The 17,397-nt window shown below is 70.6% G+C and carries 10 protein-coding genes; 4 read left to right on the top strand and 6 right to left on the bottom strand.

Going from position 1 to position 17,397, the window contains the following annotated elements; genetic code table 11:
* Positions 1-3 precede the first annotated feature (3 nt).
* From ABT061_RS01645 to ABT061_RS01655, 3 genes are all read right to left on the bottom strand, one after another.
* On the bottom strand, positions 4-1,131 hold the full coding sequence (locus ABT061_RS01645; RefSeq protein WP_350911507.1) for a glycosyltransferase: 1,128 nt from the start codon (positions 1,129-1,131) through the stop codon (positions 4-6).
* Positions 1,128-3,980 (bottom strand): CDP-glycerol:glycerophosphate glycerophosphotransferase, encoded by a 2,853-nt coding sequence (locus tag ABT061_RS01650; RefSeq protein ID WP_350911509.1) that lies wholly within the window; start codon positions 3,978-3,980, stop codon positions 1,128-1,130. The genes ABT061_RS01645 and ABT061_RS01650 overlap by 4 nt, the downstream gene beginning before the upstream one ends.
* Before the next feature lie 151 nt (positions 3,981-4,131).
* Positions 4,132-5,610, bottom strand: coding sequence for an NAD(P)/FAD-dependent oxidoreductase (locus ABT061_RS01655; protein ID WP_350911511.1), 1,479 nt, complete (start codon positions 5,608-5,610; stop codon positions 4,132-4,134).
* A 459-nt stretch (positions 5,611-6,069) separates the two neighbouring features.
* On the opposite strand from ABT061_RS01655, the gene ABT061_RS01660 reads away from it, so the two are divergent.
* The 4 genes from ABT061_RS01660 to ABT061_RS01675 all read left to right on the top strand — a co-directional run bounded on the left by ABT061_RS01660 (position 6,070) and on the right by ABT061_RS01675 (position 12,706).
* Positions 6,070-9,480: a bifunctional glycosyltransferase/CDP-glycerol:glycerophosphate glycerophosphotransferase gene (locus ABT061_RS01660; RefSeq protein WP_350911513.1), complete on the top strand. Its 3,411-nt coding sequence runs from the start codon at positions 6,070-6,072 to the stop codon at positions 9,478-9,480.
* A gap of 203 nt (positions 9,481-9,683) precedes the next feature.
* Positions 9,684-10,625 carry a CDP-alcohol phosphatidyltransferase family protein gene (locus ABT061_RS01665; protein WP_350911515.1) on the top strand — a complete coding sequence of 314 codons (942 nt, stop codon included), beginning with the start codon at positions 9,684-9,686 and terminating at the stop codon, positions 10,623-10,625.
* A gap of 25 nt (positions 10,626-10,650) precedes the next feature.
* Positions 10,651-11,661 (top strand): sulfotransferase family protein, encoded by a 1,011-nt coding sequence (locus ABT061_RS01670; protein ID WP_350911517.1) that lies wholly within the window; start codon positions 10,651-10,653, stop codon positions 11,659-11,661.
* A 1-nt stretch (position 11,662) separates the two neighbouring features.
* Positions 11,663-12,706, top strand: a complete 1,044-nt coding sequence (locus ABT061_RS01675; protein WP_350911519.1) for a sulfotransferase family protein — start codon at positions 11,663-11,665, stop codon at positions 12,704-12,706.
* On the opposite strand, the gene ABT061_RS01680 is transcribed toward ABT061_RS01675, so the two are convergent.
* The 3 genes from ABT061_RS01680 to aroQ form a co-directional block, all read right to left on the bottom strand.
* On the bottom strand, positions 12,696-13,853 hold the full coding sequence (locus ABT061_RS01680) for a glycosyltransferase (protein WP_350911521.1): 1,158 nt from the start codon (positions 13,851-13,853) through the stop codon (positions 12,696-12,698). The two genes, ABT061_RS01675 and ABT061_RS01680, sit on opposite strands and share 11 nt — an antisense overlap.
* On the bottom strand, positions 13,850-16,642 hold the full coding sequence (locus tag ABT061_RS01685) for a bifunctional glycosyltransferase/CDP-glycerol:glycerophosphate glycerophosphotransferase (protein ID WP_502991317.1): 2,793 nt from the start codon (positions 16,640-16,642) through the stop codon (positions 13,850-13,852). Before ABT061_RS01685 ends, ABT061_RS01680 begins: the two co-directional genes overlap by 4 nt.
* A 255-nt stretch (positions 16,643-16,897) precedes the next feature.
* Positions 16,898-17,359, bottom strand: coding sequence for a type II 3-dehydroquinate dehydratase (aroQ, locus tag ABT061_RS01690; protein ID WP_350911525.1), 462 nt, complete (start codon positions 17,357-17,359; stop codon positions 16,898-16,900).
* Between the last annotated feature and the right edge of the window lie 38 nt (positions 17,360-17,397).

A 17,397-nucleotide genomic window follows, 5' to 3' on the forward strand; every position in this document is an offset into this window, starting at 1 on the left:
GCGTCAGCGGTCGATCTCGTCGAACAGCGCCTCCCAGCGGTCCAGGACGCGGGGCAGCCGGTAGGCCCTCATCCGTTCCCTGCCCCTGGTCCCCATCCGCCGGCGCAGCTCGGCGTCGGACATGAGGCGCTCCAGGGCGGCGGCGAAGCTCCCCGCGTTCCCCGGTTCGGCCAGCACGCCGTTGTCACCGTCCGAGACCAGGGTCCTGACCCCGGCCGAGGCGTCGCAGGCCACGGCGGGCAGCCCGCAGGCCGCGCCCTCGGCGAGGACCAGCCCCCACCCCTCGAAGTCGCTGCTCAGAGTGACGATGGAGGCGTCGAGGTACTCGGCCTCGACGTTCTCGACCCGCCCGCGGAAGACGATCCGGCCGCCGAGTCCGGTCTCGGCGGCCTGCGCCTCCAGCGCCGCCCTGAGCGGCCCGTCGCCGATGATGTGCAGCTCCCACGGTTCGGCGACGGCGGGGGCCGCGGCGGCGAAGGCGTCGATCAGCAGGTCGATCCGCTTCACCCTGACCAGCCGTCCCGCCGAGACGATCCGCGGGTTGCGCAGCGCGGCGGCCTGCTCGGGAAAGACGCTGACCGGGTTCAGCATGGTCCCGCAGTTGGCGAGCCGGTGGTTGGTGAAGGACGCGGCGTAGTCGTCGCAGAGGAAGAGCGCCTTGTCGAGGGGCGCGTAGTGCTTCTTGATCAACCGAAGGTTCGGGGAGTCCACGGCCTCGGCGTACGACTGGTGGTACTGGCCGATCTTGGCGATGTGCGGCATGGGCAGGTCGGCGATCCAGTGGGCGGCCCAGGGTGAGGCGATGACCATATAGCCGCCGTCGATCCGGTCCGTCAGCCGGAGCAGCCGCTGCCTGGCGGTGGCGATCTCCTCCGGGGTCCGCCGCGCCTTCGCCCTGCGCCACGGGAGCGAGCGGGGGGCGGCCTCGGGGGCGGGTGTGTCGTACAGCGTGGCGTGCCGGTAGACCGGGTCGGCGAAGTAGGCCTGCGGCTGCCTGGAGGGGTTGATACTGACCAGGGTCACCCGGTGCCCGCGGGTGGCGAGGCCCTGGGCCAGGGTGTGGATGACCCGCTGGGACCCGCCCATCGAGTCGCCGTCGGTGCTGAGGAAGATGACGTTTCGCGCTCTCATCGCACGACCTCCGGGAAGAAGGAGTCCACGACCTTGCCGCTCGCCTGCCCGTCGTCGAGGCCGCACCAGCGGTCGCGGAACTCCGCGTAGCGCCGCCCGTACCGCTCGGTGATCTCACCGAGCTCCTCCAGCGCGGCGGCGAGCTCGCCCGGGTCGCGCAGCAGCGGCCCGGGGGCGACCTCGGCCAGGTCGAAGCAGACCCCCCGCTGGGCGGAGGCGTAGCGTTCGTGGTCGTCGACGTAGTAGAGGATCGGCCGGCCGAGGCAGGCATAGTCGAACATGATCGAGGAGTAGTCCGTCACCAGCGCGTCGGAGGCCAGCATCAGGTCGTTGACCTCGGGATACGCCGAGGCGTCCCGGGCCAGCCAGCCGAGCGGGTCGGGCACCGTGAAGCGGTCGTAGGGGTGGGCGCGGACGAGGACCACCCAGTCCGGGCGGAGCGTGGCGGCGAGGGCCGGCAGGTCGATCCGGAGTGATTCGCCGCTGAAACGCCCGTTGTCGCGGTACGTGGGCGCGTAGAGGACCACCCGTTTTCCGGCCGGGATCTCGAAGAACTCCCTGACCCGCCGCGCCCGCTCGCGTTGCGTCGGTTCGGCGTGCCGCACCAGCACGTCGGTACGCGGGTAGCCGGCGTGCAACAGCTCGCCCTTGAAGCCGCTGGCCTCGGCGAAGTCCCGGCGGAAGTCGCGGCCCGGGGTGAGCAGCATGTCCCAGCGCGCCACCGCCTCGGTGTACTTCCTGGCCAGGGCGGGCTGCGTCCGGTGGCGGGGCTCGTCCAGCCCCATCTTCTTGAACACCTGGCCGTGCCAGGTCTGCAGGTAGCGGGTGCCCTTGCGCTTGCGGTAGCAGTAGGGGAGGTTGTGGCTGTCCACCCAGTAGCCGGCGCGCGCCAGGGTCCAGGCGTAGCGGAAGGTGTCGCGCTGGACGAGGTCGACGTCCTCGGGAAAGCGCTCGGGGACGCCCGCGTGGGACCAGACCGCGCGCAGGCCGCCCGCGCGTCGCTGCAGCTCCTCGTAGACGTAGCGCGGGTTGCCGGTGTAGCCGCTCCCCTCGGCGGACTCGAAGAGCACCAGGCGGCGGTTGACCGGCACCGTCGCGCTGACCAGCCGGTAGAAGCGGCCCAGGTTGCGGGGGGTGGCCAGGTCGGACAGCAGGTGCTGCCAGAGCTCCGCCATGCTCGGCAGGCGTCGTGTGGGCACGTGGCCGAGCCTGCGCGCCACGAGCCGGAACGGGATGTCGGCGGACGCCTCCAGGACCAGGCGGCCCGTGCCCACCGTGCCCACGGAGGTGAACGACAGGCCGGGGGACGCCAGCAGGGGCCTGGCGTTGCGGCGCTCACCCTCGTGGAGCGAGATCGTGACCGCCTGCGGCCTGACGGCGTTGTCCGGCCAGTCCAGCTCGGGCAGGGAGATCGACACCGTCGCCTCCAGGATGCCCGTCCCCTCGGGGATCTGGGTGCCCTCCGCCTCCTCCGGGTCCCACTGCCCTTCCAGCCCCCGCCGCTTCCGCACTCCCTCAGGCGGCTCGGTCACGACGGGTGCCGGCTCGAAGGGGATCGAGGCGATCGTCTTCTTCCTGCCGCCGATGTGCAGCCAGGCGGTCAGCGAGCGGCCGTCGAGCACCCGGCCGGGGTCGTAGGTCCGCAGACGCAACCGGACCTCGTCCCTGGACGCCTGCAGGTCGACGAGCTCGTGCCGGAGCAGCGCGCCGGCCAGTGGTTGCTCCGCCAGGTGCAGCTCGGTGACGTCCAGCTCGCTCCTGCCCTGCTCGCTCAGCGGGAGCGTCGCCCCCCAGAACACCCGCCCGCCTGCCGTGGTGACCGCCCGGGGCGGCACCGAGTGCCTGGCCCCCAGCTCGACGGCGGCGAGCGCCGCCTCGGCGCCGCGCCGCTCGCGGACGAGCTGGAGGCAGACCCGCTCGGCCCTGCTCAGCCGCCCGATCGCCGCGGGTTCGAGCGTGTCCACGTACGGGATGACGAGGTCGGCGAACTCGGCGATCCACGCCGGGTCACGCTGGGGCAGGTCGCCCAGGTAGAGGCGGAGGTCGTGGGAGAGGAAGCGGAAGTCCTTGTCCTCCTTGAGATCGAGGGAGTGGGTGGCGGCCAGCACGCGATCGCTCAGCACGGCGGCCGTGACGCGCTGGCGCACGTTCTCCAGCTCGTGCCGCCGCGACGAGATCGACCTGGTCGCGGGCGTGGCGGCGAGCAGCCAGCGGTAGACGGGCCACGGTACGACGGCGAACAGCTTGCTGCGGCAGAACAGCTCCGTCGACCAGACGATGTCCTCGTGGTGGATGTCCTCGTGGAACCGGATGCCGGTGCCGTCCAGGAAGGTCCGCCGGTACAGCTTGTTGGTGGCCAGGCAGTTGAAGAGGAGTTCGGGTTCGGCGCGGATGTCGTCCACGATCCGGCGCTCCGCGAACAGCCGGGGGTACCAGAGGGTGACGGCGCCGCTCGCCTCGTCGACGCGTTCCACGGTGCCCATGACGAAGTCGGCGCCGGTCGCCTCCGCCTCCAGCAGCAGGCTCTTGCAGGCGTGCCTGGGCAGCTCGTCGTCACTGTCGAGGAACATCAGGAAGGGTGCGCGGGCGGCGTCCATGCCCGCGTTGCGGGGGGCGCCGCAGCCGCCGCTGTTGGCGGGCAGCCGCAGGTAGCGGACCCGGTCGTCCTCCTCGGCGAGCGCCTTGGCCACCGCGGGGGTGTCGTCGCCCGAGCAGTCGTCCACGACGATCACTTCGAGGTTCTTGAGCGTCTGGTCGAGTACGGAGCGCACGGCCCGGGGTAACCGGGGTGCGTCGTTGTAGGTGATGACGATCACGCTGACGTCCGGGACCGTGTAACGCTGTGTCATGATGCGCAACTCCAGGGCGGCTGGGAGGAGAGCCTTGACCCGCAACGGCCGGCAGCGGCCGGGCAAGGCGTCATGGGATTGCCGGTTTCGGTGTTCCGCCGGTGTCTGTCGGCGTCCGTCGGTGACGGGTGGTGGATGAGCGGCCGTCAGGTCAGGGAGCCGTCGGGCCGAGGAGGACGGGGGCGTCACGGCCGGTGCCCCTCGCGGTCCGGTGGCCCGCGCGCTCCTCGTGGTACTCCGCGTCGACGTTGACCTCCCAGACGTCGTGCCTGGCGCCGTCGACGAGGTTCTCCACGGTCAGCATCGCGGTGAGCATGGAGTGGTCCTGGTTGTTGTACCGGTGCATGCCGTTGCGGCCGACCGGGTGGATCCGCGGCCACTCCACGTCGAGATACTTCCTGAGCACCTCCACGTTGTGGACGTAGCCGGCGTCGTAGACCGGGTAGGCCTTCGGCATCCGCACCACGTAGCCCCGCTGGACCTCACCGGGGGTGACCAGGCCCAGGTGCTCCAGCTCCCGGGTGCCGAACGCGACGAGGTCGTCGTCGGGCATCCGCCACAGGTCGTCGCCCTCGTTGACGAAGTACTCCAGGCCGAGGCAGGTCCGTCCGGCCCGGACCAGGTACGGCGACCAGGAACCGTAGTTCTGCACCCGGCCGAGCCGTACCTCGGGGGAGTGGATGTAGATCCAGTTGTCGGGGAAGGAGAACCGCTCGGGGACGACCAGCGCGACGGTGAGGAAGTCGCGGTACCTCAGCCCCGCGGCCGCCTCGGCGACGATGTCCGGCACGTCGGGCCCGAACGCGTGGATCAGGGTGCTGAGCGGCATCGAGGAGATGAGGTTGTCGCAGTACACCTCGCGGGTGGTGCCCTCGCCCTCGCCCGTGCGGACGGTGAGGGCCAGCCGGCCCCGGTGGCGGCGGACGCGCTCGACCCGGGTGCCGAGGCGCACCGTGGAACCCAGCTCGCGGACCCGGTCGGCGCAGGCCTCCCACATCATGCCCGGCCCCAGCTTGGGGTAGCGGAACTCCTCGATGAGGCTGGTGACCTCCTTGCTGTTCCTTCCGGGCAGCAGCGCGCCGGCGATCGCCCTGCCCAGGGAGAGGTTCCTGATCCGCTGCGCGGCCCAGTCGGCCTGGATGCTCTCCGCGGGGACGCCCCACACCTTCTCGGTGTAGGTCTTGAAGAAGATTCCGTAGAGCCGGCTGCCGAACCTGGCCGTGACCCAGCCCTCGAAGGTGGACTGGTCCGCGGGCGGCCTGATCCGGGCCCAGGCGTAGGAGCCGACACATCGTGCGGATTCCAGGACACCGAGATTGCGCAGGGCGTTGGAGGCCCTGAGCGGGTAGTCGTAGAAACGGCCCCCGTAGTGGATGCGGCTCATCCTCGGGCGGAGCAGGAAGTCCTCCTCGTCGAGGATCTCGTTCCAGAAGTCCGTCACCCGCGACACCTTCGTGAAGAAGCGGTGTCCGCCGATGTCGAAGCGCCAGCCGTCGCGTTCCTCGGTCCGGCTGATCCCGCCGACCACCCGGTCGGCTTCGAAGACCTCGCACGGGTGTCCTCGCCGGGCCAGCTCGTAGGCCGCGGTGAGCCCGGCGGGCCCCGCTCCCACGACGACTGTTGAGTCCATGCGCTTCCCCCCGCGAATGCCGTTTCCTGCGATCTCGCCCGTCTCGGTCACCCGATCGTGTCGGACGGTCAGGGGGGACCGAAGGGTCATTACGACTTACTAGGACGTGTGCATTCCCAGCCTTGACCAGGACATGGCGTAGGCGTTGCCGCACCGCGGGCCGGAGGCGGGGGGCGGCCGGGTGCGAGAGATGGTCAAGTCTCGGTCTGCTCAGTCCATCGCGGTCATATTTTGGGCGCGCCCCATCGGCCGCGAAGCCATGCTGCTGACGTGACGTCCACCTCGCGCGCCTGGCCGCCGGGTCGTGCCGGCGGGCACCCGGGTCTTCCGCCGAGCCCCGCCACGCGCCCGGGACGTCCTCCACGATGAGTGGATCTTCACCTGCGTGGCGTGTCCGGTGTTCGCGCGGACGGACCGGACTGTGAGCTTTCGACTACCGGAGGACCGATCGTGGCCCCAGTGAGCATCATCGTGCCCATCTACGACGTGGAACCGTACCTTGAGGCGTGTCTGGAGTCGTTGGTCGCGCAGACCTGGAGTGACATCGAGGTCGTCATGGTGGACGACGGTTCTCCCGACTCCAGCGCGGAGATCGCCGAGGCGTTCGCCGCGCGCGACGCGCGGTTCCGGCTGATCCGGCAGGAGAACGCGGGCCTGGGCACCGCGCGCAACACCGGCATAAGACACGCCAGCGGCGAGTTCCTCGCCTTTGTCGACAGCGACGACATGCTCCCGCTGACGGCGATCGAGACGATGGCGTGCAGCCTTCAGGAGAGCGGTTCCGATTTCGCCACCGGCAACGTGCTGCGTTTCAGCGGGCAGGGGGTGCGCCAGTCGGCGATGCACAAGACGATCTTCGCCGACTCCGCCCGGCGAACCCACGTGACCCGTGACGAGATCCTGCTCAAGGACCGGCTGGTCACGAACAAGCTCTGGCGCCGCTCCTTCTGGGACGAGCACGGGCTGAACTTCCCCGAGGGGGTGCTCTGGGAGGACATCGCGGTCTCCCTGCCCGCCCACTTCCTGGCCGGGGCGGTGGACGTGCTCTCCACCCCGGTCTACCTGTGGCGGGAACGGGAGGGGGAGAGCGTCTCGATCACCCAGAACCGGGGGCACGTCAAGGGGATCGAGGACCGGTTCGCCGCCGTCAACTCCGTGCGCCGCTTCCTGACCGACACCGGCAGGGCCGAGCACCTGCCCGCGTGGGACCGGATGGTCCTCGACAGCGACCTGCCGAACTTCCTGCAGGTGCTCGACCAGGCGGGCGAGGAGTTCCAGCAGCGCTTCCTCGACCTGGCCTGTGCCTACCTCGACCAGGCGGGGCCGAAGGTCCTCTCGCGCATCCCCGCGCAGCGCCGGGCGAAGTGGGCGCTGGTACGACAGCGCCGGATGGACGACCTGGTCCAGCTGCTGGAGTGGGACAGGACGGTCAAGCCGACGGTCCGGGTCGGCGGCGGCGGCATCCGCGGGTACCACCTCAACAGTCCGGTACCCGTCGAGCGGTCCGCAATCCGGATGCGCGAGGAGCTTGACCTGCGGCAGCGGGTGGACGGCCTGGCCTGGAAGGACGACAGGCTGATCGTCGAGGGCAGGGTCTCGCTGCGCTACCTGCGTCCCCGCCGGCGGATCCAGCAGCACGTCTTCGCCTGGCTGGTCCCCGAGGGGGCCGGGCGCAGGATCCGGCTCCCGGTCACGGTCAAACGTGGTCTGTCGCTGGTGGACACGGGTCCGCGCAGGCGCAAGGACTGGTGCGGGTTCCGGCTGGCCGTCGACCCGGCCGGGCTTCCCGCCGGCTCGTCCTGGCATGTCGACCTGTGCGTACTGTCCCGGGGCCTGCTGCGGAGAGGCAGGCTGGCCCAGCCGAGTCCGGCCGCGCGGCGGCTGGAGCTCACCGATGACGAGTCGGGGAGCGTGGCGTGGACGGAGTGGACGCCGGCCGAGGAGTTCAGGCTCAGGGTGGAGCAGCCCGGCGGCCGGGTCACCGGTCACCGGGTGGCCGAGGGCAGGCTGCGGGTCACCGGCCGGTGCGGCGACGACCTCGGCGCCGCACCGGTGCTGCGGCTGACCCGGCCGCAGGGCGGCCGCGACCGGCGCTACCCGATGGCCATCTCGGACGGCACCTTCGAAGCGGTGATCGACCTTGACGAGGTGCTGTCCGAGCGCTGGCCCGACCTGGACCCGGCGAGCCTGGAGATGAGCGCGCTCAACCCCGGGGCCGAATGGCACTTCGAGGTCGTCCCGGAGCAGGGCGACGCCCGGCCGCTGATCGTCGAGCGTGACGTGGAGCGCGGCCTGCACCGGCTCCGCGGCCGGGACGTGGTGCTCGACAGGTCGCGGACGGGCGGGCTGGTGCTGCGCGAGCAGCGGCCGACGTTCTACGTGGAGCGGGTGGAGTGGACCGAGCGGGGGCACCTGGCGCTGACCGGGGCCGCGATGCGCCCCATCGACGGCCAGGCGTGGCTGGTCCTCACCTCGCGCAACCGGTTCAACGAGCGGCTCTTCCCGATCGTCGGCGGCAGTGCCACGGTGACGCCCGAGGGGACCGCCACGCTCGGCGGGTGGCTACCGCTGCCGGCGGGCACGCACGGTTTCGCGATCCGTACCGACGCGGGCGACATGCGGGTGGAGTTCCGGCTGTCCGCGCCGCTGGAGCACGTCTCCGCCACCCGTACGTTCACCTTCGACACCGACCTGACCTCCGAGGCCGTCTTCACGGTGAGTGACGACCTGCGCGCCTCGGGCAGGCCGAAGCAGCAGCGACTGCTGCGCGAGGACTTCTATCCGGCCAAGCGCCAGGAGGCACTGCGGCCCGCCGTCCTCTTCGACAGCTACGCCGGCAGGCAGTTCTCCGACAGCCCGAAGGCGATCTACGAGGAGCTGGTGCGGCGGGGCGCCGACCTGGAATTCATGTGGGTGGTCAGGGACGGGCAGGTGGAGCTGCCCGAGGGGGTGGCGCCGATCCGGCGGTACGGGCGGGAGTTCTACGACGCGCTGGCCCGCTGCCGGTACATCGTCACCAACAGCCACCTGCCCTCCTGGTTCGAGCGCAGGCCGGACCAGACGGTGCTGCAGACCTGGCGCGGCACCCCGCTGAAGCGCGTCGGCTTCGACATCGAGAAGGTGCTGTTCGCCAGGCCCGACCATCACGAGCGGCTGGCCAGGACCGTCGCCAGGTGGAGCCATCTGATCTCGCCGAGCCCCTGGTGCACCTCGGTCCTGGACAGCGCCCTGCGGTTCGAGGGGGAGATCCTGGAGATCGGCTCTCCCCGAGCCGACCTGCTCCGCCGCGACGGAGCCGCGGAGATCCGGGAGCGGCTCGGCCTGCCCGAGGGCAGGAAGGTGATTCTGTACGCCCCGACGTGGCGCGACGACAAGTTCTACAGCAGAGGGCGCTACCGGCTCGACCTGCGTCTGGACCTGCAGCGGATGTCCGAGGAACTCGGTGACGACCATGTGCTCATGATCCGCAAGCACCCGAGCGTCACCGACAGGGTGCCCCGGATCGGCAGGGACTTCGTCCTCGATGTCTCGATATATCCGGATATCCAGGAGCTTTACCTGGTCGCGGACATGCTGATCACGGACTACTCGTCGGCGATGTTCGACTTCGCGGTGACCGGCAAGCCGATGCTGTTCTACACCTATGACCTGGAGCGCTACCGCGACGAGGTGCGCGGCTTCAACTTCGACTTCGAGGCCGAGGCCCCGGGCCCGCTGCTGCGCACGACCGAGGAGGTGGTGGAAGCCGTACGGGACGTCGACGAGGTGCGCACCAAGTACCTGAGGCTGTACGACGCCTTCACCGCCAGGTTCTGCCCGCTGGAGGACGGCGGCGCGGCGGCGCGGGCGGTGGACCGGGTGTTCCGGTAGCCCGCCCGCCTCGCGAGAACGGCGGCCCCGGAGCGAAGGCGACCGATGGTTCCGGAGAAAGGCCGGGGAACCCCTCCCCGGCCTTTCATGTCTCCAAAGCAGCCGATCACTGTGGCGCGGGTCGGTCAAGAAGTGGCATGGAGATCTTCCAGTAGTTACAGAGCGTAGATGACAGGAGGCGTGGCGTGGCCATGCTGGGACGCATGAGGGCCTATTCGTTGGACGACGTCCACGCGACCCGGAAACGAAAAGACTCCTGGTGGACCGTTTTCCTGGTTGACCCGGTGGCGTGCAGGCTCACCCTGCTCGTCGCCAACCACACGTCCATCACCCCCAACGGGCTCACTCGCTTCTCCCTGATTCTCGGGATGTGCTCGGCGATCTGCTTCGCGGCCGGACGGCTGGTGCCGGGGGCACTGCTGTTCTACCTGAGCTTCATGGTCGACTGCATGGACGGGAAGATCGCCCGACTCAAGGGGACGGGCACCGCGTTCGGACTCTGGCTCGACTACGTGGGCGACCGGATCAGGGTGGTCTGCTGCGCCGCGGGGCTGGCGTCCGGGCAGTACGCGGTGACGGGGGACATCGCCTACATCCTGCTCGGCGCGGGGGTGGCGGTGCTCGACCTGTTCCGTTACGTGAACGCGCCGCAGATGAAGCGCGTGCGCGAGGTGGTCAAGGAGAACCGGCTCGGCCGCCTGGCGGCCGTCGAGTCCGTGGTGGCCCCGGGACACGTCAGGCCCGCGGAGGCCGTGGTGGCCGCCGGACACGCCGGGCACGTCAGGTCCGTCGAGGTCGTCATGCCCCGCGAGGCCATCACGCCCCGCGAGCCGATGCGGATCGTCCCCTTCGAGGGCCGGCGGCCGGGGCCGCGGGGCGGCAAGCGAAAGAAGCTGCCCCGCAGGTTCGGCCGCCTGCTGGCCCGCCACCGGGTGCGGAGCCATCTGATCAGCGGCATCGAGTTCCACGCCGCGGTGTTCGTGGTCGCCCCGCTGGTCGGGAGGGTCGCCCTGGTGCCCCTCGCGGTCGCCTCCGGGACGCTGCTTCTGCTGAACGAGGTCTTCCTGATCTATCGAATGTGGCTCTTCTCCCGGGTGGTGCCCGCCGCGCCGCTGGTGGAGAAGGTGCCGCGCGTATCTGTTTGACCAAGCTTTACGGGGGTTCGTTGTCATGCAGTCCGACCGCCCGATCTTCGTGATCGGTTGTCCACGTTCAGGCACCACCATGTTGCAGCTGATGCTGCACTCGCATCCACGTATCGCGGTGCCTCCGGAGACACGGTTCGTGGTGCCCGGCTACTACCGCAGGTTCTCCTTCGGGGACCTGCGCGAGGAACGGAACCGGCGCAGGGTCGGCCGGTGGATCGTGAGCGACAAGGACACCAAGTTCAAGGAGCTCAAGCTCGACGGGGACAGGCTGATCGACGACATCGTCGCGGGGCCGCCGACGCTGGGCTCGGCGATGGGCATCACCTTCCGCTCGTACGCCGAGCAGTACGGCAAGAGCCGCTGGGGTGACAAGCGGCCCAGCTACTACCACCACGTGGACCTGTTGACCAGGCTCTTCCCCGACGCCCAGTTCGTGCACCTGATCAGGGACGGCCGCGACTGCGTGGCGTCGCTGAAGGAGATGCCCTGGTACACCAAGGACGTCTTCCACGCGGTGGTCAACTGGAGTGAGGCGATCGACTACGGCCGCCACCATGCCAAGAAGCTCCCCGCGGACAGCTACTACGAGCTGCGCTACGAGGACCTGACCGCCTATCCGGAGACCGAGCTGAGCAAGCTCTGCGAGTTCCTCGGCGAGGACTACGACCCGGCGATGTCCGAGCCGTACCACGTCGCCAGGGTGGCGATCCCGCAGCACAAGGTCTGGCACAGCAACACCCACGGCGATGTCACGACCGCCAGGGCGGGGTCGTGGAAGGCCAGGCTGGAGCCCTGGGAGATCTCGGTCTGCGAGACGGTCCTGGCCGAGCGGCTGACCGCCAACGGCTACGAGCTGAGCGGCGCGCCCAAGGCGGGCAAGGCCCACATCCAGGCGTGCGAGAAGGCCGCTTCCAAACGACGCTGGGCGCGCAGGCGCAAGGAGTTCCGCGACCGCGTCAACCGGTTCCGCGAGCCGAGCCCGGTGGCCGCGAGGCTCACCAGCCGGCAGCTCGGCGAGCTGGCGAAGGTCTGACGTGAAGCCCGACCGCCCGATCTTCATCCTGGGCTGTCCCCGTTCGGGGACGACGATGCTGCAGCTGATGCTGCACGCCCACCCACGCGTCGCCATCCCGCCGGAGACCCGGTTCATGGTCTCCACCTACCAGCGGCGGCTCCAGTTCGGCGACCTCAACGACGCGGAGCACCGGCGCGAGCTGGCCGAGTGGGTGGTCGACCGGCGCCAGACGCGCTTCCACGAGCTGAACCTGGACCGCGACGAGGTGCTCGGACAGATCGTCGACGGGCCGCCGACGCTCGGCTCCGCGCTGGGCATCGTGCTGCGCGCCTACGCGACCAGGCACGGCAAGGCGCGCTGGGGTGACAAGCGGCCCTCGTACTTCCAGTACACCGACGTGCTGCTCCGGCTCTTTCCCGACGCCCAGTTCGTGCACCTGGTCAGGGACGGCCGCGACTGCGTGGCGTCGCTGAAGGAGATGCCCTGGTACAACGGGAGCGTCTACAGCGCGGTCTCCGCCTGGGCCGAGGCGATCGACTTCGCCAGGCACGGCGCGCCGAGGCTTCCCGAGGGCAGCTACCACGAGCTGCGCTACGAGGATCTGACCGCCGAGCCGGAGGCTCACCTGCGCAGGCTGTGCGAGTTCCTCGGCGAGGACTTCCACCCGTCCATGTGCGACCCGGCCGCGGTGGCCGGCATCGCCGTACCCGTCAGAAAGACCTGGCACGCGCGCACCTACGGCGAGGTGACCACCGCGCGGACCGGCTCCTGGCGCGAGCGGCTCGACCCCGGCGAGGTCTCGCTCTGCGAGAGCGTGCTCGGCGACCGCCTGGAGACCTACGGGTACGAGCTCAGCGGGGCGCCGAGGATCGAGACCTCTCGGCTGGTCTCCTACGAGCGGACCGCGGCCAAGCGGAAGCTGGCCCGGGTCAAGCGGGTCACCTTCGACCGGCTGATGCGGCTCCGCGAGCCGAACCCGCTGGGGGCGCGGCTCACCTCCGCCCAGATCGTGCTGGCGGGAGTGCCGATGCCACGCAACGAGCCGGTGGCGGTCACCGGGTGACCTGCTCGAACAGGGCCTCCCACCGATCCAGCACGTGATCGGGCCGGAACGTCTCGACGTGAGCGCGGGCGGCGGCTCCCAACCGCCGCCGCTCCTCGGCCGAGGCCATCAGCTCGGCCAGCGCGGCGGCGAGCGCGGTCACGTCGGCCGGGGGCACCAGCACCCCGGTCTCCCCGTCCAGTACGAGTGACCTGAGCCCCCCCGACACGTCGAACGCCACCGAGGGCACCCCGTAGGACGCCGCCTCGCCGATCACCAGCGGCAGCCCCTCGTGCTCGCTGGCCAGCGCCAGCACCGACCCGCCCAGATACTCCTCGCCCATCAGGGGCGCGGGCACCGTGCCACGGAAGACCACCCGGTCGCTCACCTCGCATTCCGCGGCGTGCGAGGTGAGCCGCTGCTGCTCGGTCCCCTCACCGATCAGGTGCAGCTCCCAGCCCTCGCCCGCCTCGCGACGGGCCTCGGCGAGGTCCGCCCGCAACTCGGGCTCGCCGGGGGCGGAACGGCCACAGGCCTGGGCGAAGGCCGAGATCAGCCGGTCGAACCGCTTCACACCCTCCAGCCTGCCGATCCCGAGCACCCGGCGGGCGGTCAGCTCGGCGGTCCCCGACGGCCAGGCGAACAGCGGGTTCGGGATGGACCAGGTGTTGGGCAGCAGCGCGTGCTCGGCGAAGAGCCACGCGTCCCGCTCGCTGAGGAAGACCGCCTTCTCCAGGGTGCCGTAGTGGTCGCGGACCGAGTCGAGGTGCCAGGAGCCCCGCGCGTGCTCGTACGACCCGTGGTACTGCCCGATCGGCAGCAGCCGCTCGGGCAGCAGGGCCCTGATCCGGGCGACCACGCTGGGCGAGGAGAGCACGGCGAACCCCGGCCCCACCTCGCGCAGCAGCCTGCCGAGCTCCCGGTGCTCACGGCGCCGGCCCAGCGGTGACAGCCTGCTCACCGGAGTGCGGTGGATCACGTGGCTGGTGTAACGCGGCCGCTCCACGTAGCGGAACGGGCTCCTGGCGCGGTGCAGTCCGATCACGTGCACCTCGCGGCCCCGTTCGGCGAGCCCCTGAGCCACGGTGTGGGTGACCCGCTGGACACCGCCCAGGGTGTCGGCGTCCACGCAGGCGAACACGACCGCCCCCGCGCGCCCGCCGCTCACCCTGACCACCTGGGCAGTTGGATCGGCCGCCGCACCCCCGGCAGATGCCCCAGCCCGCCAGGGGGGCGCCGCTCCCGCCCGCCGGGCGCCCGGGGAGCCTGCGCGGGCACCTGGACCGAGGGGAGGTCGAAGAAGGCGTCCACCACCTTCGCCGAGGCGTGGCCCTTCTCCTCCGCGCACCACATCCTGCGGAACGCGATGTACCTGGCGGCGAAGGAGACGGTCACGCCGTCGAGGTCGCGCAGCGCCTCGATCAGCTCCTCGGTGGTGGTCAGGCAGGGGCCGGGGGCGATCGCGGGCAGGTCGTGGTAGACCCCGCGTTCCACCCTGCGGTACTCGTCCCAGTCGTCGATCAGGAACAGCATCGGCCGCCCGGTGATCGCGTAGTCGCACATCAGCGACGAGTAGTCGGTCAGCAGCGCGTCCGAGAGCAGTATCAGGTCGTTGACCTCGGGGTACGACCCGGCCTCGCGGACGAAGTGGCGCAGCTGCTCGGGCACCTCGAACCGCTCGACCGGGTGGGTGCGCAGGACCACCGTCCAGTCGCCGGCCAGGGCCTCGGCCATCGCGGACAGGTCGGCCCTGACCGACTCGCCGGACCCCTTGGCCCGGTCGCGGTAGGTGGGGGCGTACAGCAGCACCCTGGACCAGTGCGGGATCTCCAGCCGCTCCCTCGCCCGCCTGGCCGCCTCCCGGTCACCGTGCACGAGCACGTCGCAGCGGGGCGAGCCGTGGCGCAGCAGCCGCCCCCGGTAGCCGTTGGAGGGCACGAACACCCGCTCGAACTCGGCGCTGGGCGAGACCAGCGCGTCCCAGCGCTCCACCGCGGCCCGCCAGGTCGCCCTCGGCCCGTCGAAGTCGGCGCGCAGGTCGGGCGCGTCGAAGCCGACCGACTTGATGCCCTGGCCGTGCCAGGTCTGCAGGTAGCGCGTGCGCGGCGGCTTGGGATAGGCCAGCGGCATGCCGTGGCTGTCGACCCAGTAGCCCGCCCTGGCCATGGTCCAGATGTGCCGCCAGCTCATCCGCCGTACCAGCCTGGCGTCGGGAGGAAAGCCGTGCGCGGTCCCGGCCGCCGACCAGACCACCCGCAACGGCGTGCCCCGCCGCCTGAGCTCCTCGTAGATGTAGCGCGGGTTCCCGGTGTACCCGGCGCCGACGTCGGACTCGAACAGGGCCAGATCCCGGCGGGGTGGCAGTACGGAGATCAGCCCTTTGTAGACGCGAAGCTTCACCTCGGGGCCGTCCATCCTGCGCAGCAGCCTCAGGCCGACCCGCCCCACCCGGGCCAGCTGCCTGAGCGCTCCCCGGCGGCGCCAGCGCAACCGCAGGAACGCGGCGATCCCCTCCGCGCCGACGGTGACCTCGTGCCACGGGACGACGACGACGAACGGCGGGCTGGACGAATCGACCAGCAACTGGTCGGAGGTGATCCTCCCGTCGGGGTTGACGATCTCGACCACCGGCTCGTGGCGGCCGTCGCAGCCCAGACGGCCGGGGCTGAGCGCGGCGAGGTCGATCGTCGCCTCGCTCAGCAGACCGCCGTCGTCCCGCTCGCGCGGTGCCAGCCGTATCCGGTGCCTCCCGGCGCGCAGGAACGCGGTCCAGCCGGGGGTGGCGGCGAGCACCCCGAACGGGTCGTAGGTCCTGATCACCAGCCTGAGCACGGTGCCCTCGCCGGTGACGACCGCCTCGTGGCGCAACCTGGAGGCGCTGTAGGGCAGCTCGGCCATCCGGAGCGAGGTGATCTCCCGCATCTCGTCGGGGACCGTGCCCCAGTAGGTGCGTCCCTCCTCGCGCAGGGCGGCCCGCGGCGGTGCCTTCGGCCCGTTCAGCGAGGCGGCGGCCACCAGGAGCTCGTCAGGCCGGTCGGCGAGGATGAAACTACAGCAGACCCTGATGAGCGGGTCGATCGTCTCGAACACCACCGGGTCGAGCTCGGACAGGTAGGGGCGGATCACCGAGACGAACTCCTCGACCCACGCGAGGTCCCGCGCGGGCAGCGGGTTGAGGTAGACCCGCAGGTCCTGGCGGAGGAACCGGCGCTGCCGCTCGTGCACCAGGCCACCGAGGCCGTTGTCGCGCAGGATGTCGTCGCTCAGCCGGGCCGCCCTGATCCTGGAGCGGACGTTGGACATGTCGGTCAGGCTCAGCGAGATCGACAATCGCGCGTCGCTCTCCGCCGAGGCCCGGTGCCAGAGGTAGACCACCCACGGAACCACGGCGAACCGCCGCGCCGCGCAGTACAGGGCGGTGCTGAAGACGTGGTCCTCGTAGTGCATGTCCTCGGGGAACGGCAACCGCCGCAGCAACTCGGCCCGGTAGAGCTTGTTGGTGCTGAAGGAGTCGAGGAACATCTCCGGCTCCTCGGTGATCCCCTCGACGGTCCTGCGTCTGGCGAACAGGGCCGGGTAGTAGCGCGCGGTCTTCCCGCTCTTCTCGTACAGCCGGGCGATCTGCCCGGTGACGAAGTCGGCGCCGGTCCGCTCGATCTCCAGCAGCATGCTCTTGCAGGCGTGCCGGGTCAGCTCGTCGTCGCTGTCCAGGAACATCACGTACGGCGCTCGCGCCGCCGCCACGCCCCTGTTCCGCGGGGTCCCGCACCCCCCGCTGTTGACCTCCCCGCGCAGGTAGCGGACCCGCGCGTCCTTCCGCTGCAGCTGCCGGGCGACCTGCTCGGTCTCGTCGGTGCTGGCGTCGTCGGCGATGATCACCTCGATGTTGCGCAGCGACTGCCGGAGCACGGACCGCACGGCCCTGGGCAGCCGCGCGGCATCGTTGTAGGTAATCACCACAACACTGCACTCCGGGACATTGATCACACCCCGAGGTATCCCCGAGAAAAAGTAACCGGTTGTCCCACTTGTCCACTGATAACACTCTTTTTGATGCTCTATGAGACAGGCAGTCCCGCTTCTACCGGCCCGCCACCGTCTGACGCCGGCCAGGATCAAGGCGCGGCGAGGGCGGGTCGGGGGCCGCTCATCGGTACAGGTCTGTGCGGGGTGGAAGGTCGAAAGCGGCGTACCCGAGGAGCCTGTGGTCCCTTACTGCAGGGACATCCTGTGCAGGGCGTCGATGGCGAGGCGGTAGCCGTCCACGCCGAGGCCGACGATGGTGCCGCGCGCGACGGGGGAGATGTACGAGTGGTGGCGGAAGGACTCGCGGCGGTGCACGTTGGAGATGTGCACCTCGACGAGCGGTAGCTCGGTGCCCTCGATGGCATCGTGCAGGGCGATCGAGGTATGGGTGTAGGCCCCGGGGTTGAAGACCGCGCCGATGACCTCACCGGCCTTGACCCGCGCCCCGGCCTCGTGGATCCAGTCGATCAGCTGGCCCTCGTGGTTGGACTGACGGAAGACCAGGTCCAGGCCGAGCCGAGTGGCCTCCTCGCGGCACAGCTCCTCGACGTCCGGCAGCGTCATGGTGCCGTAGACCTCGGGTCTGCGGGTGCCGAGCAGGTTCAGGTTCGGGCCGTTGAGCACGTGTACGCCGGTCACGGGGATCATTCTCGCTCATCCGCAGGGCCGGCGGTGCCGGCAGGCCG

It is taken from the genome of Streptosporangium sp. NPDC002544, assembly GCF_040295965.1.
In the GTDB taxonomy this organism is placed as follows: domain Bacteria; phylum Actinomycetota; class Actinomycetes; order Streptosporangiales; family Streptosporangiaceae; genus Streptosporangium.